This is a genomic window from Pseudomonas sp. 10B238, from assembly GCF_000970615.1.
Classification (GTDB): Bacteria; Pseudomonadota; Gammaproteobacteria; order Pseudomonadales; family Pseudomonadaceae; genus Stutzerimonas.
This window is the reverse complement of sequence record NZ_KQ033929.1, coordinates 291,363-309,682: the sequence shown is the minus strand read 5'-3', so window position 1 is coordinate 309,682 and position 18,320 is coordinate 291,363. Positions and strand designations below refer to the sequence as shown.

Sequence of the window (18,320 nt, the reverse complement as noted above, 5' to 3'; positions counted from 1 at the left end):
GACTTCATGAAACGTCTGCTGCTACCTGCGGTAATTTCCGCACTGATGATTGCCGAAGTTCACGCCGAGTCCTTCACTATTTCCGATATACGCGTTAACGGTCTGCAGCGTGTCTCTGCTGGCAGCGTCTTTGGCGCGTTGCCGTTGAACGTCGGTCAGGCAGCTGACGACAGTCGCCTGGTCGATGCAACCCGCGCGCTGTTTCGTACCGGCTTTTTTGAAGACATCCAGCTCGGCCGTGAGGGCGATGTACTGGTCATCAACGTGGTCGAGCGTCCTTCAATCTCCGGCATCGAGATCGACGGCAACAAGGCAATCAAGACTGAAGACTTGCTTTCCGGCCTGCAACAGTCGGGCCTGGCAGAGGGTGAAATCTTCCAGCGCGCCACGCTCGAGGGCGTGCGCAACGAGCTGCAGCGTCAATATGTTGCTCAGGGACGCTACTCGGCTACGATCGAAACTGAGGTCGTCCCGCAGCCTCGCAACCGCGTCGCGCTGAAAATAGATATTAACGAAGGCTCCGTTGCGGCGATTAAACACATCAACGTTGTCGGCAATTCCGTATTCCCCGACGAAGATCTCACCGATCTGTTCGAGCTGAAGACCAGCAACTGGTTGTCGTTCTTCCGCAACGACGACAAGTATGCCCGGGAGAAGCTTTCCGGTGACCTTGAACGTCTGCGCTCTTATTACTTGGATCGCGGCTATATCAACATGGACATCACCTCTACTCAGGTGTCCATTACGCCGGACAAGAAAGACGTCTACATCACGGTAAATATCGCTGAAGGTGATCGTTACACCGTCAGTGACGTCAAGCTGAGCGGCGATTTGAAAGTGCCGCAGGAAGAGCTGCAATCTTTGCTGTTGGCGAAGGAGGGTCAGGTTTTCTCGCGCAAAGTCATGACCACTACCTCAGAGCTGATTACGCGTCGCTTGGGCAATGAGGGCTACACCTTCGCCAACGTCAATGGCGTGCCGGAAACCAACGACGAGAACAATACTGTCTCGATCACCTTCGTTGTCGATCCAGGCAAGCGCGCCTATGTCAATCGCATCAATTTCCGCGGCAACACCAAGACCGAAGACGAAGTGCTGCGCCGCGAGATGCGCCAGATGGAAGGCGGCTGGGCGTCGACCTATCTAATTGATCAATCCAAAACCCGTCTCGAAAGGTTGGGTTTCTTCAAGGAAGTGAACGTCGAAACGCCCCAGGTCCCGGGTACCGACGACCAGATCGACGTGAATTACAGCGTTGAAGAGCAGCCGTCTGGCTCGATCATGGCGAGCATCGGATTTGCGCAGAATGCGGGTCTGATTCTCGGTGGTTCAATCAGCCAGAACAACTTCCTGGGCACCGGTAACCGTGTCAGCCTCGGGTTGACCCGCAGCGAATACCAGTCGCGTTACAACTTCGGGTTCGTCGATCCCTACTGGACCGAAGACGGTGTCAGCCTCGGTTATAACGCCTTCTATCGAACCACCGATTACGACGAGCTGGACTACGACGTGTCTAGCTACTCGGTCGACAGCCTAGGCGGCGGTGTGAATATCGGCTATCCGATCAGCGAGACTTCGCGGTTGTCGTTTGGTCTATCCGCGCAACAGGACACGATTGATAGCGGACGGTACACGGTCGATGAAATTTTCGATTTTATCGAGCAAGAAGGCGACAGCTACCTCAACTTCAAGGCCTCAGTCGGTTGGTCTGAGTCGACGTTGAACCGCGGGGTTCTTGCAACGCGCGGACATTCGCAAAGCCTTTCGCTGGAAACGACTATTCCAGGCAGTGATCTGTCGTTTTATAAACTCGACTACAACGCTCAGCTGTTCGTGCCGGTTACCAAGACCTACACCATGAGGCTGCATACGCAGTTGGGTTATGGGGATGCCTATGGCTCGACCTCACGGCTGCCGTTCTACGAGCACTACTATGCTGGTGGTTTCAACTCGGTTCGTGGCTTCGAAGACAGCAGTCTCGGTCCGCGCAGCACACCGAGCCTTGGCGAGCCTGTAACCGGGAATGAGGGCACCATTGCCGATCCTGATCAGGATGCGCTGCCATACGGTGGTAACGTGCTGATCCAGGGCGGAATGGAGCTGCTGTTTCCGATGCCGTTCGTCAAGGATCAGCGCTCGTTGCGCACCTCAGTGTTCTGGGACGTGGGTAACGTCTACGATACAAATTGCCCGTCGGGCTCGGCTAAGTGCAGCGACATCGATATCGGGGACATGGCCAGTTCGGTCGGTGTCGGCCTGACCTGGATCACTGCCATGGGCCCGTTGAGTTTCAGTCTGGCGATGCCCGTAATGAAGCCGGACGAAGCAGATACCCAGGTCTTCCAGTTCTCGCTGGGCCAAACCTTTTAATCATCTGGAGCCCTGCTCCAGCGCATTCCTGAAGAGTGGTATATACCGTGCGTAAGTTGACCCAATTGCTTGTTATTGCCGCTGCTCTAGTGGCGACCCCCGCATTCGCCGAAATGAAAATAGCGGTGATGAATTATCAGATGGCTCTGCTCGAATCGGACGGAGCCAAACGCTACTCGGTCGACGCAGAGAAGAAGTTCGGCCCACAGCTGGAGAAGCTCAAAGGGCTGGAGAGCGACGCCAAGCGCATTCAGGACCGCCTGGGCAAAGACGGCGATAAGATGCAGCAGGCTGAGCGTGAGCGCCTTGAGCTTGAATTCAAGCAGAAGGCTCGCGACTTTCAGTTTCTTTCAAAGGAGCTGAACGAGTCTAAGGCCTCCGCCGATCGTGACATGCTCAAGCAGCTCAAGCCAAAGCTAGACAAGGCTGTCGAAGAAGTTATCAAGAAGGGCGATTTCGACTTGGTGTTGGAGCGCGGCGCGGTGGTGGATGTCAAGCCACAGTACGACATCACCCGCCAGGTCATTGAGCGCATGAATCAGCTGCGCTGATGAGCGGAGTAGCCTATTCACTAGGCGATCTAGTCGAAAGACTAGGGGCCGAGCTGCGCGGCGATGGCTCGTTGCAAGTGTCAGGTCTGGCGACTTTGCAGGACGCCGGTCCTGAGCATTTGAGTTTCCTTGCCAACGCGCGATACCGGAAATTTCTGCCCACGACGAGGGCTGGAGGCGTGCTGCTTACCGCCAAGGATGCCGAAGGCTACGCGGGTACCGCTTTGGTTGTCGCCAGCCCGTATCTCGCCTATGCGCGTATCTCGCATTTGTTCGAGAGCCGGCCTCGAGCGGCCACCGGTATTCATCCCACCGCAGTAGTGGATCCCAGCGCTGTGGTTGATCCCTCAGCGCGTATCGGTGCTCAAGTAGTGATTGAAGCAGGAGCCTGGGTTGGCCCCGATGTGGAGATCGGCGCCCAGTCCGTGATCGGCGCGCGAAGCCGCATCGGCGCAGGGGGGCGACTCGCTGCTCGAGTCACCATTTGCCATGACGTGATCATTGGCGATCGCGTGGTCATTCAGCCCGGTGCGGTGATCGGTGGTGAGGGGTTCGGCTTCGCCAATGAACAAGGGAGTTGGGAGAAGATTGCTCAGCTCGGTGGTGTGCGTATTGGTAATGATGTCGAGATTGGCGCCAATACCACCATCGACCGTGGTGCTATATCGGATACGGTTATAGGAAATGGCGTCAAGCTGGATAACCAGATCATGATCGCGCACAACGTACAGATCGGCGATAACACTGCCATGGCAGGGTGTTCCGGCATTTCCGGGAGCACCAAAATCGGTCGCAACTGTATGATCGCTGGCGGCGCCGGGCTGGTTGGGCATATCGAAGTCTGCGATAACGTGTTCATAACCGGCATGACCATGGTCACCCGCTCGATCACCGAGCCGGGAAGTTATTCTTCGGGGACGGCCATGCAGACCGCCGCGGAATGGCGCAAAAGTGCTGCCCGGATTCGTCATCTCGACGACATGGCGCGCCGCCTGCAGCAAGTAGAAAAACGCCTGGCCTCCGTGACCCCGCGCGGGGATGCGTCTTCTGATGGCTGACCCCACCGTCTGATCGCTCTTGTCAGAAGGCATTTGCCAGCGGGTCGCGCAGCCATATGGCTGCGCAGACTCCCAATCTCCTTACGGGCTTTTTCTTCATATGATGGATATCAACGAGATACGCGAATACCTTCCCCACCGATACCCCTTTCTACTGGTTGACCGGGTGGTGGAGCTCGACACGGACGCCAAGCGTATTCGTGGCTACAAGAACGTCACCATCAACGAACCCTTCTTCAACGGTCACTTCCCGCAACATCCAATCATGCCGGGTGTATTGATCATTGAAGCGATGGCGCAAGCGGCAGGACTGCTTGGTTTCAAGATGATGGGTGCGAAGCCAGCCGATGGCACGCTTTACTTCTTCGTTGGCTCGGACAAGCTGCGCTTCCGTCAACCAGTCGTGCCGGGCGATCAGTTGACCCTCGAGGCATCTTTCATCAGCGCCAAGCGCGGAATCTGGAAGTTCGATTGCCGCGCCAGTGTTGATGGTAAGCCGGTATGCTCGGCCGAAATCATTTGTGCGGAACAGAAGATATGAGTTTGGTCGACCCTCGCGCCATCGTCGACCCTGCGGCCCGGCTGGGGGATAACGTTCAGGTCGGCCCATGGTCGATAATCGGCCCGGATGTCGAAATAGGCGAGGGAACAGTGATCGCGTCTCACGTGGTCATTAAAGGGCCGACCCGTATTGGCCGGCACAATCGAATCTTCCAGTTTTCTTCGGTGGGTGAAGACACGCCCGACCTCAAATACAAGGGCGAGCCCACGCGCCTTGTGATCGGTGACCACAACGTGATCCGGGAGGGGGTAACCATTCACCGCGGCACTGTTCAGGATCGAGGCGAGACCACGCTCGGCAACCACAACCTGATCATGGCCTATGCCCACATCGGTCATGACAGTGTGATCGCCAATCATTGCATCCTGGTCAACAACACGGCGCTGGCCGGTCATGTGCACGTTGGTGACTGGGCGATTCTGTCCGGATACACGCTGGTGCACCAGTATTGCCACATCGGTGCGTACAGCTTCTCCGGCATGGGCACCGCAATAGGCAAGGACGTTCCTGCGTTTGTGACGGTATTCGGCAACCCGGCCGAGGCGCGCAGCATGAACTTCGAGGGCATGCGTCGCCGTGGTTTCTCCGAAGAAACCATCCTAGCGCTGCGCAACGCCTACAAAGTCGTCTATCGCAAGGGGCTGACAGTCGAGGCTGCGCTCGCTGTGCTCGCCGCTGATGCCCAGGCCTTCCCAGAAGTAGCGCTCTTCCGAGACTCCATACAAGCCTCAAACCGCGGCATCACGCGCTGATATGTCCAGGCCGTTGACAGTTGCACTCGTGGCTGGCGAAGCGTCCGGCGACATCCTTGGTGCAGGTTTGATGCAGGCGCTCAAGGCGCAGCACGCGAACGTCGAATTCGTCGGTGTAGGCGGGCCCCGAATGGAGGCGCAGGGCCTCGAATCCTATTTCCCGCAAGAGCGCCTGGCTGTGATGGGGCTGGTGGAGGTGCTCGGTCGCCTACCGGAACTGCTGAGACGCCGCAAGCGTCTGCTCCAGACGTTGTTGGGTGTGCGCCCCGATGTATTCATTGGCATCGATGCGCCGGATTTCAATCTGGACTTGGCGCTAAAGCTGCGGCGTGCGGGGATCAAGACTGTGCATTACGTCAGTCCGTCGGTCTGGGCATGGCGACAGAAGCGCGTGCTGAAAATCCGAGACGCCTGCGATCTGATGCTTACGCTGTTTCCCTTCGAGGCGAAGTTCTACGACGCACACCAGGTGGCGGTGCGTTTTGTGGGCCACCCTCTGGCTGACACCATCCCGTTAGTCTCTGATCGAGCCGCGGCGCGGACAACATTGGGCCTGTCGCAGGAAGGGCTGATCGTGGCCCTGATGCCCGGCAGTCGGGGCGGCGAGGTCGGGCGTCTTGGTGAACTCTTCCTGACTGCAGCTGACAGGCTACGCTCGATGCGGCCGGGGATCCGTTTCGTGGTGCCCTGTGCCAGTCCCGAGCGGCGTGCTCAACTGGAGCAGATGCTAATAGGGCGGGACCTTCCGTTGACACTGCTCGATGGCCGTTCCCACGAGGCGTTGGCCGCCTGCAATGCGGTACTGATTGCTTCCGGCACCGCGACGCTCGAAGCCTTGCTGTACAAACGTCCCATGGTGGTGGCTTACAGCGTTTCGCCGCTGACGTTTCGAATTCTCAAGCGCCTGGTGAAGAGCCCCTACGTAGCCTTACCCAATTTGCTGGCCCAGCGTCTTCTGGTTCCGGAGTTGCTTCAGGATGCCGCGACTCCCGATGCAATGGCGCAGCTGTTGTCGCCATTGCTGGATAACGGTGACAGCCAGACCGAGGGGTTTGATGCCATTCACCGTACGCTGCGCTGCGATGCCTCGAGCCAGGCAGCCGATGCGGTGCTCGAACTGTTAGGCGCGCGCTAATGCAGATCGGGTTGGATTTCAATCTGGTAGAAGAGCTCGTTGCAGGCGTCGACGAGGTTGGCCGTGGGCCGCTGTGCGGGCCAGTGGTGACCGCGGCAGTGATTCTTGACCCATTGCGACCGATCAGGGGCCTGAACGACTCGAAGAAGCTCACTGAGGCACGCCGCGAGGCGTTATTCGACGAGATCTGCGAGAAAGCGATCGCCTGGTGTATTGCCCGCGCCGAGGTGCATGAAATCGATCAGCTGAACATCCTGCACGCCACTATGCTGGCGATGCAGAGGGCGGTTGAAGGGCTGAGCGTGACTCCTCGACTGGCCTTGATCGACGGCAATCGGTGCCCTCAGCTTGCGGTGCCGAGCGCACCTGTCATACAGGGTGATGCTCAGGTGCCCGCCATTGCCGCTGCATCGATTTTGGCCAAGGTCAGCCGAGATCGCGAAATGTGTGCGCTGGACTTGTGTTATCCAGGCTATGGGCTTTCAGCACACAAGGGCTACCCAACGCCGAACCATCTCGAAGCCTTGCAACGGCTCGGTCCGACCATTATCCACCGCCGATCCTTCGCGCCAGTGCGCAACCTGCTGGAGCAACGCGGCGCGCTGGGCGGAAGCGTGATCATCGAAACGGTCGGCGCCCCTGCCAGCCTGCTGGGCTGAATCTCCGCCCGGAGTATCTCGCAGCCTATCGAGACCTACGTTCCGCTGATCCATAACAGGCCAAACACCGTCTTAATCGGCTTCGGCTTTCCGGTACAATTCGCGGCTTGTCGTTTCGCCAGTCCAAGGTTGGTTCATGTCCGTCTCCTTCGTCCATCTTCGTCTGCACACTGAATATTCTCTGGTTGACGGGCTGGTGCGCGTTAAGCCGCTGGTGAAGTCGGTGGCAGGCGCTGGCATGCCGGCGGTGGCCGTCACGGATCAGAGCAACATGTGCTCGCTGGTTAAGTTCTACAAGGCGGCGCAGGGCGCCGGAATCAAGCCGATCTGTGGCGCCGATATCTGGCTGGCGAGTCGCGAGGAGGACGGTCCGCTCAGCCGATTGACATTGCTGGCGATGAACAGCCGGGGGTATCGCAACCTGACCGAACTGGTCTCGCGCGGCTGGACGGAAGGCCAGCGCAACGATCAGATCATCATCGAGCGCGACTGGGTCAAAGCTGCCGCAGAAGGTCTGATCGCGTTGTCCGGCGCCAAGGAAGGAGAAATTGGCCACGCGCTGCTCGACGGCGAAGAAGCCTCAGCCGCGGCGTTGCTTGACGAGTGGCAGACTGTCTTCCCTCAGCGGTTCTACCTGGAAATCCAGCGCACCAGCCGGGTGAACGATGAAGAACACTTGCATGCTGCGGTAGCGTTGGCGCAGCGCTGTAACGTACCGCTAGTGGCTACCAACGATGTTCGTTTTCTCAAGCAAGAAGATTTCGAGGCACACGAAACCCGCGTCTGCATTGGTGAGAGCCGTACGCTCGACGACTCGCGGCGGCCGCGTAATTTCTCCGATCAGCAGTACCTGAAGACCCCTGCGGAAATGTGGGAGCTGTTCAGCGACCTGCCTGAGGCGTTGGAGAATACGGTCGAAATTGCTCGGCGCTGCAATATCGAAGTGCAGTTGGGGACCTACTTCCTGCCTGATTTCCCGGTACCTGCGGGCATGACCATGGACGAGTACTTCCGCAAGGTCTCGTTCGACGGCCTTGATGAGCGTCTCGAGGTGTTGCTACCGAAGGACACGCCTGACTACGAGGCGAAGAAGCAAGTCTATGTCGACCGGCTGAATTTCGAGCTCGACATCATCATCCAGATGGGCTTTCCGGGCTACTTCCTGATCGTCATGGACTTCATCCAGTGGGCGAAGAACAACGGCGTTCCGGTAGGGCCCGGACGGGGATCGGGTGCCGGCTCCCTGGTCGCCTACGTGCAGAAGATCACCGATCTCGACCCGCTGGCCTATGATCTGCTGTTCGAGCGCTTCCTCAACCCTGAGCGGGTCTCCATGCCCGACTTCGACGTCGACTTCTGCATGGATGGCCGTGACCGTGTCATCGACTACGTGGCAGAGAAATATGGCCGCAACGCAGTCAGCCAGATCATCACTTTCGGCACCATGGCCGCCAAGGCAGTCGTGCGGGACGTGGCGCGGGTACAGGGCAAGTCCTACGGCCTAGCCGATCGATTGTCGAAGATGATTCCCTTCGAAGTCGGCATGACCCTCGAAAAAGCCTACGAGATGGAAGAGCCGCTTCGAGACTTTCTGGCTGTCGACGAAGACGCTCGGGAAATCTGGGACATGGCGCTCAAGCTCGAAGGCATTACCCGTGGCACCGGCAAGCACGCCGGGGGCGTGGTCATTGCGCCAACCAAACTCACCGACTTCGCGCCCATCGCCTGTGATGATGAGGGCGGTAGCCTGGTAACCCAGTTCGACAAGGATGACGTCGAATCCGCCGGCCTGGTCAAGTTTGACTTCCTCGGCCTGCGGACCCTGACCATCATCAAATGGGCGATGGAGACGATCAACCGGGAGCAAGCCAAGAAGGGCCTGGATCCGCTGAACATCGACTTCATTCCGCTGAATGACAAGCCGACGTTCTCGTTGCTGCAAAAAGCTGAAACGACGGCGGTTTTCCAGCTTGAATCGCGCGGCATGAAAGAGCTGATCAAGAAGCTCAAGCCCGACTGCCTGGAAGACCTGATCGCTCTGGTGGCGCTGTTCCGTCCTGGCCCGCTGCAGTCGGGCATGGTCGACGACTTCATCAACCGTAAGCATGGTCGCGCGGAGATTTCTTACCCGCACTCTGATTACCAGTACGAAGGCCTCAAGCCGGTATTGGCGCCCACCTACGGCATCATCCTGTATCAGGAACAGGTGATGCAGATCGCTCAGGTCATGGGTGGCTACACCCTCGGCCAGGCGGACATGCTGCGCCGCGCCATGGGTAAGAAGAAGCCGGAGGAGATGGCCAAGCAACGCGGCGGGTTCATCGAGGGTTGCGCCAACAACGGCATCGATGCGGACCTGGCGGGCAACATATTCGATCTGGTGGAAAAATTCGCTGGCTACGGTTTCAACAAATCGCACTCGGCTGCTTACGGGCTGGTTTCCTACCAGACCGCCTGGCTAAAGGCGCATCACCCGTCGCCCTTCATGGCTGCGGTGCTGTCTGCGGACATGCACAACACCGACAAGGTGGTCACGCTGATCGAGGAATGCCGCAGCATGAAGCTGCGCATCGATGCCCCGGACGTGAACAATTCGGAGTTCAAGTTTACGGTCAGTGACGATGGACGAATCATTTACGGCCTCGGTGCGATCAAAGGCGTCGGTGAGGGGCCGGTCGAAGCTATCTGCGAATGCCGCAAAGAAGGCGGGCCGTTCAAGGAACTGTTCGATTTCTGCAGCCGTGTCGATCTCAAGCGAATCAACAAACGCACCCTCGAAGCGTTGATCCGCGGGGGTGCACTGGATCGTCTGGGGCCGTATTTCTCGGACGAACCAAAAGCCTACCAAGCCAATATCGATCGCAACCGGGCGGTGCTGCTCTCGGCGATGGAAGAGGCTATCCAGGCCGCGGAACAGACGGCGCGCAGCCTCGACAGCGGCCATGCGGACCTGTTCGGTGGGCTGTTCGCTGAGCCCGAAGCCGATGTTTATGCGAACCATCGCAAAGCCCGCGAGCTGTCCTTGAAGGAGCGTCTGAAAGGCGAGAAGGACACGCTGGGGCTATACCTCACCGGCCATCCGATCGATGAATATGAGGGTGAGGTCCGCCGCTTCGCCCGTCAGCGCATCATTGATTTGCGCCCCGCGCGGGGCGAGCAGACCATTGCCGGCTTGATCGTCAACTTGCGGGTCATGAAGAACAAGAAAGGCGACAAAATGGGTTTCATCACCCTGGATGACCGCTCAGGACGGATTGAGGCCTCGCTGTTTGCTGAAGCCTTCAACAGTGCTCAGGCGCTGTTGCAGACCGATGCCCTGGTTGTGGTCGAGGGTGAAGTCAGTAACGACGATTTCTCAGGTGGCTTGCGCTTGCGGGCCAAGCGGGTCATGAGCTTGGAAGAAGCCCGAACCGGGCTGGCCGAGAGCCTGCGAGTCAAAGTGGCCGGCGAGGCGCTCAAGGGCGATCGAGTGCGCTGGCTGGCGGATGTCTGTGGCCGTCATCGCGGCGCCTGTCCGATCACGCTTGAGTACACCAGTGCCGATGCCCGGGCCCTGCTGCAGTTCGGTGAAGGCTGGCGAATCGACCCGGCCGACAACTTGATTCAGGCATTGCGTGACCAGTTCGGGCGCGACAACGTCTTTCTGCAATACCGATAGCAGGACTAGCCGAGTGGCGCACCATTGCCGGTGCGAGACCCACTCGACGTCCTGAACCGGCCCGGTCCTGGATCGGGTCATGTTTGCGAACATTTTGTTCGACCTGAATGCGTCCGTCCCGTAAGGTAGGGCGCAAAAAACGGAACAGCTCCCGGCCGCCTGGCCGTCGACGCATGACGGATGCCTATGAACCCGAATTTTCTCGATTTCGAACAGCCGATCGCCGACCTGCAAGCCAAGATCGAAGAATTGCGCCTGGTTGGTAACGACAACTCGCTGAACATTGGCGATGAGATTTCCCGCCTGCAGGACAAGAGCGAGTCGCTCACCGAGAGCATTTTCGGCAATCTCACCAGTTGGCAGATCGCTCGCCTGGCTCGACACCCGCAGCGCCCCTACACGCTGGATTACATCAACCATCTGTTTACGGAATTCGAAGAGCTGCATGGCGACCGCCATTTCTCCGATGATGCCGCGATCGTTGGCGGGACGGCTCGACTGAATGGCGAACCGGTGATGATCATCGGCCATCAGAAGGGCCGTGAAGTCCGCGAAAAGGTCCGCCGTAACTTTGGTATGCCGCGTCCAGAAGGCTATCGCAAGGCGTGCCGCCTGATGGAGATGGCCGAACGCTTCAAGATGCCGATCCTGACCTTCATTGACACGCCGGGCGCCTATCCGGGTATCGACGCTGAAGAGCGCAACCAGAGCGAAGCGATCGCCTGGAACCTGCGGGTTATGGCACGGCTTAAGACACCCATCATCGCTACCGTGATCGGTGAAGGTGGTTCCGGCGGTGCGCTGGCCATCGGTGTCTGCGATCAGCTGAACATGCTGCAGTACTCGACCTATGCGGTCATCTCGCCGGAAGGTTGCGCCTCAATCCTATGGCGTACCGCTGACAAGGCGCCGGAAGCTGCCGAGGCCATGGGTGTCACCGCCGAGCGTCTGAAAAACCTTGGCATCGTCGACAAGGTGATCTCCGAGCCGCTGGGCGGTGCCCATCGCAACCCGGCCGTCACTGCCGCGTCGCTGCGCGAAGAGCTCACCACCCAGCTCGAAATGCTCAAGGGGTTCGACACCGAAGCCTTGCTGAAGCGGCGTTACGAGCGCCTGATGAGCTACGGCATCGCCTGATAGCGGACGATGGCGCTGCACCGCGCGTCGGTCATGCAGTGCCTTTCTCTACCGGCCGTGTGAAACGGGCCGGTATCGGCAGCAGGCAAAGCAAACGCCCCGAATGAAGTTCGGGGCGTTTGCTTTTGTGCCGTATGAAAACCATGGGGTGCGCCGGCTGCCGCACAAAAAAGCGGATATTCCGGCTTCATCGCAGGCTTCGGAGCGGGCGCCTTGGGAGCACCCGCACACTATGCGCAGGCGAGCACAGCGGCTCGACCTTTCATGTTGCCCCTAGCTCCTGGGAGATCAAATCGGCGCTGAGCAGCACCTGCTGGCGAAAGCGCTCCTAGGCCTGCGGGTCGTCCATGACGGCTTCCGGCCCGGACAGGTTGATGGCCGCGACCACCTCGCCAAGGTGATTTAAAAAGCGAATCACCCTCGCACCCGGCATTCGGCTGAATATCAGCAAAAGTGGTGTCAGTGCCTCGTTCGGGCCGCGTGGGCTGAGCGTGACAGCCGGCAAGCGCGGCACGCCCCTCAATCTGGGTTTGCCGGGCACCGGGCTTTCCTACCGGGAGCGGCTGGACAGCCCCTCAACGGGCCGGCCCGCCAGCGAGCTTTCCGGCCCGGTCAACTTCGAGGTGGATTCCGGCGGGGTGCTGCGTTTCACCGATGCGGCCGGGCACGAGCTGCCGGCGGCGGTGGTCAGGCGCATCAAGGCGCAGCGGGCGAACGAGATCACAGAGGTGCTCAACCGGGCGGCCGAGAAGATCAACCGGGACCTTGCGGCCTGTCTGGGCGTTCACCTCGCTACTCCGTCCCCGACCTCGGCACCCATCTGCCTGCCCGCGTTCGATTCGCCAGCGCCACAGCCACCCACGCGCGAAGCGCTGTCGCTCATGGACAAGCTGCTTTTCCGAGCCGGCGAGATAGAGCAGGACTACGCCGCCGCACAGGCCCGGCATGACCTGGAACTGGCTGCCTGGCAGGCGGAGCGAGACGCCCACGAGAAGGAGCGCGCCGAGGTCGACAAGGCCTTTCGACTTGCCGCCAAAGGCTATAGCGCGCACATGGAAGCCGCGCTGGATCTTGTGTTGAGCGGCATCGCCTGGCCCAAGCAGACGCAGGTGGCCTACCTCTTCAGCCATGACAACAGCGGCATCGCCGTGGACGTCGACCTGCCGGACGAAGACGAGACGCCACGCATCTCGGCCGAGGTTCGCACGACGGGCAAACTTGCGATGAAGAAACGCTCGGACGCCCAATGCCGCCGCGACGTCGTCGCCCTGGCGTTTGCCAGTCTGTTTCGGGTTGCCGGGGAAGTGTTTGCGGCGCTGCCGGCCATCGAACGGGTGCTGGTTTCCGGATACATCCAGCGCATCGACCAGGCAACCGGTCATCCATACGACGAGTATGTGATATCGGCCATCATCGACCGTGCGCAGTGGCAGCGCATCGACTTCGAGCGCCTGCATGCCGTTGATCCGGCGGCAACCTTCGCGACTTTCGATGCCCGTTTCGGCCTCGACCGCTCCTCGCGTTTCAAGCCGATCCAGCCCTACGACATCGAAGATCTGGGTTAGCTGCACAAAACCGGGCGGCGCTTCGCTTCAGCCCACCGAAACCATCGTGATGCCCGCATCGCCTGCCCGAGCCTGATCGTCGCCAGCATGGTCAGTTTGAAGCTGTTTTCAACGGCGGTGGGACAGCGCTGAAAAAGTCTTTCTGATTTGGGCGAAATCGGATTTAGGACCGGGACGGCGAGGGCTGTTCCGGTTTTCTTTTCGACTGTGCTTCAATGTCTCCCGCTCTGACGTGCCTGCGCCGCTAGCACGTGCGGACGAGACTCACTCTTGAAGGTCCATCCTTGAACGCTATCAAACTCGTTGCAGTCGCTCTTATTGTCGTTGGTGCGCTTGGCCTCGCTTACGGCGGCTTCAGCTACACCAAAGACACAACGGCTGTGAAACTTGGCCCGATCGAACTCTCCGTCCAGGAGAAGGAGACGGTCAATATCCCACTCTGGGCAGGCATCGGAGCCATCCTCGCTGGTGGGCTTCTTCTGGTAGTCGGCGGCAGAGGCCGCCGCTAAAGCTGACACCCCCTCGCATATGAACGCGCCCCCGAATCCTGCCGCCAGCCGGTAGGGTGGGCTTCAGCCCACCAGTCAAACGGCCATTGCCGTGCGACTACCTTGTGATGGACATTGCGCGAGGTGCAAACGGTGGGCTGAAGCCCACCCTGCGCGGCAGAGCACCGACCAGCAATGCTCTGGGCCGGGTGGAAGATCCTCAGGTGGCCGGCGAGTGCCATCAATCCGTCATTGATCGCCAGTAAAAATTTCCGCTACCAACTGCCGGAAATCGACGGCCGCGCCGTCGCCGTGCCCAATGTGAAGAACACCTTTACCTATCGCATCGAATAAACCACGCCGCCAGCCAACCGATAAGCAGCGAGAGCCACCGATGAGCCACGACCACAGCCAATTCGGCGCCAGCCTTGAGGCCCACGACGACCAGTCGATCAACCCCAGCGCCAACCCGGCCCTTGAGCAACTGGTCGACCCGGCGCGGCGTAACGTGCTCAAGGGCGGCCTGAGCCTGGCGGCGCTGAGCTTTTTCACAGGCGTCATGGGCCTGAGCCTGCGCGCCCACGCCAGCAGCCCGCTGCCCAACTTCAAGGGCGTGCCGGTGCAGATCGATCCTAGGTTCGACCACGTGCTGGTCGCCGAAGGGCTGTCTGGAGGCTGGGCGCCACCGATTGATCTGCGGTATCGCAGCGGCTGGAGGTGCGCCTGGCGCCGTGCTGCTTGAGTTTGCCCGCGCGCCCGGCGAAAGCCAGCAGCGGTGTCTGCGCGAGGCCGGCCGGTTGCTTGGCGAGACCTTGTGCGTGCTGGCCGAGCAGCGAGCCCGACAGCGCCGCGAACTGGTGGCCGAGCGCGCCGTGCTATCACGCGAGCTGCACGATTCCGTGGCCCAGCAGCTCAGCTATCTGCAGATCCGCGCTAGCCTCATCCAGACGCTGATCGGCACGGACGAGGCGCACGCGCAGTCGATGCTCACCGAACTGCGCGCCACCCTGCAGCTGATGCACCGGCAGGTACGCGAGCTGATCGCGTCTGCCCGTCTGACCATGGATGGCCGCTCGCTGAACCAGGCCATCCAGGCGTCGGTAGACGAATTTTCCCGCTGCAGCGGCTGCGTCTTCGAGGTGGACAATCGCACCCCTCCCGGGCTGCTCACACCGGAGGCAGAGCTGCAGGTGTTGTAGATCATCCGCGAGGCGCTGGCCAATGTGGTGCGCCACTCCCACGCCGACCGCGCCCAGGTCTTCTTGCTGGCGCGACCCGGCGACGCCGTTGAAGTAAGGGTGGAGGACGACGGTATCGGCTTGCCTGAAGAGCTGCCGGAAGACGGGCACTTCGGCCTGCGCATCATGCGCGAGCGGGCCGGCGCCATCGGTGCCCGCTTGCGGATTGACCGGCGCGAGCCTTGCGGTACCTGCGTCACACTTCTCTGGAGACACTCATGAGCGATGTGCTGACCCTGTTGCTGATCGACGATCACTCGTTGCTGCGCTGCGGCCTGGCCGAGTTGCTGAACACCGAGCCGGATTTCCGCGTGCTCGCCACGGCGGCATGCGGCGTGTAGGGCATCGAGATGGCCGCGCGCCTGCAACCGATGATGGTTCTTCTGGATCTGCACATGCTTGGCATGAGCGGTCTGCAGACCCTGGCCTGCCTCAAGCGCGAGCAGCCCGACAGTCAGGTTATCGTACTCACCGCCTCTGATTCGCAGGTCGATCTGCTGGCCGCGCTGCGCGGCGGTGCCGACGGCTATGTACTCAAGGAGACCGAACCGGAACAATTGGTCGCCTATCTGCGGGGATGCACACGCGGGCAGGTGACGCTGGAACCTGGCCTGATGCGCCTGCTTGGCGAGGAGGCGCAGGCGCCGCGCAGCCCACCACGAGCAGGCGGCAGTCAGGAGCTGACCGAGCGCGAATGCCAGACCCTGGCCCTAATCGCCGAAGGCATGAGCAACAAGCTGATCGCGCGGGAGCTAGGCATCAGCGACGGTACGGTAAAGATCCACGTCAAGCATCTACTCAGCAAGCTGAACCTGCATTCGCGGCTGGAGCTGGCGGCCTGGGCGCATCGCGGCGGTTTTCTCGATGGCCAGCCGACGCGGGAGCAACCATGAGTGTGCTGCTGGGGTTGCACCAGGTTTTCGGCAGGCTTCGTCAAGCGTGTCAGCCGCCGGCTGGCGCGGTGGACCAATTGCCACTGGCGCTGGCGGATCTCGACAACAGCGGTCGTATCCGCCGCATCAACCGGGGCTGGAGCGAGCTGACCGGTTACGTTGCCCGGCACAGCCTGAATTGCTTGCTTGACGACTTTCTACACCCTGCAGAGCGGGAGACCTGGGCGTTGGCGATGCAGCGAATGCGCGGCATGGCGCCGCTAAATACCGAGGTGCTGCTGCTGCGCCGCCTGATCCGCACGGGCGAGTCGCGCTGGGTCGAAGCACGTCTGCGGCGGCTCGCGGATGGCTTCATCGTCAGTCTTGCCGATGTCAGCGGACAGATGCAGTGGCGCCACTATATGCAGGCCAGTCACCGAAGCCTGAGCCACTTGCTCGATGGACTGCCGATGATGGTCTACCGCTGCCGCAACAATCGACACTGGAGCATGGAGTACGTCAGCGCCGGCTGCCTCGAACTAACCGGTTACCCAGCAGAGCGCCTCGTCAACAGCCGCAGCCTCACCTTTGACAGCCTGATTCATGTCGAAGACCGTGACCGCGTCTGGGCCGAAGTGCAGGCCGGGCTCGTCGAGCGAGGGCCTTTCGCTTTCAAGTACCGCCTGCTGTGTGCCGACGGCCGACACAAGCCCGTGCTTGAACGTGGCAGCGGCATCTATTCGGAAAACGGTGGCGTGCTCGGGCTGGAAGGCGTGGTGCTCGAACTACCTCGCTAGCGCGCCGCACGTGGCTGTAGTCCAGCGTCACTCTGGCTTATGCTTGCCAGCCGTTCTGGAGAAACCATCTATTTATGCCACTCGAATCCCGTCTGCTCGATGCACTGCGCCCGTGGCTAGCCGCGCGACGCTGGTTGGTCGGCTTTTCGGGCGGTCTGGATTCGACCGTACTGTTGCATGCGCTCGTGCAACTGGCGCAGCGTCATGCAGTGCCGCCAATCAGCGCGATTCATGTTCATCACGGTCTGCAGGCGGCGGCGGACAACTGGCCGGCGCATTGCCGTGAGGTGTGCGCGGCCAATGGCGTGCCTCTCGAAGTGGTGCGCGTGCAGGTCGAGGCTGGCGCGAGCCTGGAGCGCGCGGCGCGGGAGGCGCGCTATGCGAGCTTTGCCGAACGGCTGGATGCGGGTGACCTGCTGCTGACCGCGCAGCACCGCGACGATCAGGCCGAGACCCTGCTGTTTCGCCTGCTGCGCGGTGCCGGGGTGCGCGGCCTGGCGGCTATGCCAGTGGAGCGACCGTTGGGGCAGGGCAGGCTTGTGCGGCCACTGCTGGATATCACGCGTGCACAGCTGCAGGTTTACGCTGATAGCGAAGGGCTGCGCTGGATCGAGGACCCGAGCAACCAGAACGTTGAGCATGCGCGCAATTACCTGCGCCTGCAGGTGCTGCCGCTGATCAGCCAACGCTGGCCGCAGGCTCCGGCGAACCTGGCGCGCACAGCGGCGCATATGGCCGAGGCCCAGACTCTGTTAGACGAGCTGGCGCGGGCAGATCTGGCCGCCGCACTAATGCCCTCCGAGTTTGACTGGCTGACCCTGCCCAGTCTTTGTCTGTCAACGCTGCGTGCCTTGTCGCCAGCCCGGCAGCGCAACGCGCTGCGGCACTGGCTGGCGCCCTTTACTCCCCTGCCTGACAGCGATCACTGGAGCGGATGGGAATCGCTGCGTGATGCACGGGGTGATGCCATGCCCTGTTGGCGCTTTGGCTGTGGCGAGTTGCGCCGTACCGGCGAGCGAATCTGGTGGGTTAGCAATACATGGACGATGCCGCTGCAAGAGTCTCTCGAGTGGCCGCAGCCGTGCGGAAAGCTGGCGTTACCCGGTAACGGGCAGCTGCGTCTCGTCGGTCCACCTCCGTCCGGCAGTTTGCAGGTGCGCTATCGCCGTGGCGGTGAGGTAGTGACGCTGCCCGGCCGTGGTCGCCGTGATCTCAAACGGCTGCTCAACGAGGCCGGCGTGCCAGGTTTCGTGCGCTCACGTCTACCGTTGCTCTTTCGAGAAGGTGAGCTTGTTGCGGTAGCCAATCTGCCGCAGTTCGATACGCAAGCCCTGTCGCTTCAGTGGACGCCGCCGGCCGACGCCAGGTTTGAGCTGATAGGGTCTTTCAAGTAGACTACGCTCCCGTCCCAATACAGCTTCTGCGGCTTTCTTCGAAAACCGTGGTAGTTCCGCTATTGCCGCCTTTGGCGCGATGGC

Annotated in this window: 19 protein-coding genes; all 19 read left to right on the top strand. The window is 60.7% G+C overall.

Annotated elements, in window-relative coordinates; all coding sequences use genetic code 11:
- The first annotated feature begins 6 nt into the window (after positions 1 to 6).
- On the top strand, positions 7 to 2,370 hold the full coding sequence (bamA, locus tag RT21_RS06195; protein ID WP_046162037.1) for an outer membrane protein assembly factor BamA: 2,364 nt from the start codon (positions 7 to 9) through the stop codon (positions 2,368 to 2,370).
- Between the two features lie 47 nt (positions 2,371 to 2,417).
- On the top strand, positions 2,418 to 2,921 hold the full coding sequence (locus tag RT21_RS06190; RefSeq protein ID WP_045432037.1) for an OmpH/Skp family outer membrane protein: 504 nt from the start codon (positions 2,418 to 2,420) through the stop codon (positions 2,919 to 2,921).
- Positions 2,918 to 3,979 carry a UDP-3-O-(3-hydroxymyristoyl)glucosamine N-acyltransferase gene (gene lpxD / locus RT21_RS06185; protein ID WP_101153443.1) on the top strand — a complete coding sequence of 354 codons (1,062 nt, stop codon included), beginning with the start codon at positions 2,918 to 2,920 and terminating at the stop codon, positions 3,977 to 3,979. Before RT21_RS06190 ends, lpxD begins: the two co-directional genes overlap by 4 nt.
- A gap of 100 nt (positions 3,980 to 4,079) precedes the next feature.
- Entirely contained in the window at positions 4,080 to 4,520 is a 441-nt protein-coding gene (fabZ, locus tag RT21_RS06180) for a 3-hydroxyacyl-ACP dehydratase FabZ (RefSeq protein ID WP_019342391.1), read from the top strand.
- Positions 4,517 to 5,293 (top strand): acyl-ACP--UDP-N-acetylglucosamine O-acyltransferase, encoded by a 777-nt coding sequence (gene lpxA, locus RT21_RS06175; RefSeq protein WP_045429000.1) that lies wholly within the window; start codon positions 4,517 to 4,519, stop codon positions 5,291 to 5,293. Before fabZ ends, lpxA begins: the two co-directional genes overlap by 4 nt.
- 1 nt (position 5,294) lies before the next feature.
- On the top strand, positions 5,295 to 6,428 hold the full coding sequence (gene lpxB, locus RT21_RS06170) for a lipid-A-disaccharide synthase (protein ID WP_046162035.1): 1,134 nt from the start codon (positions 5,295 to 5,297) through the stop codon (positions 6,426 to 6,428).
- Entirely contained in the window at positions 6,428 to 7,087 is a 660-nt protein-coding gene (rnhB, locus tag RT21_RS06165) for a ribonuclease HII (RefSeq protein ID WP_046162034.1), read from the top strand. Before lpxB ends, rnhB begins: the two co-directional genes overlap by 1 nt.
- A 136-nt stretch (positions 7,088 to 7,223) precedes the next feature.
- Positions 7,224 to 10,745 (top strand): DNA polymerase III subunit alpha, encoded by a 3,522-nt coding sequence (gene dnaE, locus RT21_RS06160; RefSeq protein WP_046162033.1) that lies wholly within the window; start codon positions 7,224 to 7,226, stop codon positions 10,743 to 10,745.
- 186 nt (positions 10,746 to 10,931) lie between these two features.
- Positions 10,932 to 11,882, top strand: a complete 951-nt coding sequence (locus RT21_RS06155; RefSeq protein WP_046162032.1) for an acetyl-CoA carboxylase carboxyltransferase subunit alpha — start codon at positions 10,932 to 10,934, stop codon at positions 11,880 to 11,882.
- 413 nt (positions 11,883 to 12,295) lie between these two features.
- A complete protein-coding gene (locus RT21_RS06145) occupies positions 12,296 to 13,447 on the top strand; it encodes a DUF4236 domain-containing protein (protein WP_082082121.1) in 1,152 nt (383 codons plus the stop codon).
- A 284-nt stretch (positions 13,448 to 13,731) separates the two neighbouring features.
- Positions 13,732 to 13,956: a hypothetical protein gene (locus RT21_RS06140; RefSeq protein WP_046162029.1), complete on the top strand. Its 225-nt coding sequence runs from the start codon at positions 13,732 to 13,734 to the stop codon at positions 13,954 to 13,956.
- Between the two features lie 174 nt (positions 13,957 to 14,130).
- Positions 14,131 to 14,289: a hypothetical protein gene (locus tag RT21_RS23545; protein WP_177327065.1), complete on the top strand. Its 159-nt coding sequence runs from the start codon at positions 14,131 to 14,133 to the stop codon at positions 14,287 to 14,289.
- Between the two features lie 40 nt (positions 14,290 to 14,329).
- The gene (locus tag RT21_RS06135) at positions 14,330 to 14,677 is read left to right on the top strand and encodes a hypothetical protein (protein WP_046162028.1); all 348 of its coding nucleotides are present in this window, start codon (positions 14,330 to 14,332) and stop codon (positions 14,675 to 14,677) included.
- Positions 14,667 to 15,134 carry a histidine kinase gene (locus RT21_RS23000; RefSeq protein ID WP_052724725.1) on the top strand — a complete coding sequence of 156 codons (468 nt, stop codon included), beginning with the start codon at positions 14,667 to 14,669 and terminating at the stop codon, positions 15,132 to 15,134. The genes RT21_RS06135 and RT21_RS23000 overlap by 11 nt, the downstream gene beginning before the upstream one ends.
- Positions 15,135 to 15,395, top strand: coding sequence for an ATP-binding protein (locus RT21_RS22995; RefSeq protein WP_082082119.1), 261 nt, complete (start codon positions 15,135 to 15,137; stop codon positions 15,393 to 15,395).
- A complete protein-coding gene (locus RT21_RS24080) occupies positions 15,392 to 15,514 on the top strand; it encodes a hypothetical protein (protein WP_256203880.1) in 123 nt (40 codons plus the stop codon). The genes RT21_RS22995 and RT21_RS24080 overlap by 4 nt, the downstream gene beginning before the upstream one ends.
- Before the next feature lie 9 nt (positions 15,515 to 15,523).
- The gene (locus RT21_RS06125) at positions 15,524 to 16,066 is read left to right on the top strand and encodes a LuxR C-terminal-related transcriptional regulator (protein WP_234463557.1); all 543 of its coding nucleotides are present in this window, start codon (positions 15,524 to 15,526) and stop codon (positions 16,064 to 16,066) included.
- Entirely contained in the window at positions 16,063 to 16,842 is a 780-nt protein-coding gene (locus tag RT21_RS06120) for a PAS domain-containing protein (protein ID WP_082082118.1), read from the top strand. Before RT21_RS06125 ends, RT21_RS06120 begins: the two co-directional genes overlap by 4 nt.
- Positions 16,843 to 16,916: 74 nt before the next feature.
- Positions 16,917 to 18,236 (top strand): tRNA lysidine(34) synthetase TilS, encoded by a 1,320-nt coding sequence (tilS, locus tag RT21_RS06115; protein ID WP_046162027.1) that lies wholly within the window; start codon positions 16,917 to 16,919, stop codon positions 18,234 to 18,236.
- Positions 18,237 to 18,320 lie beyond the last annotated feature (84 nt).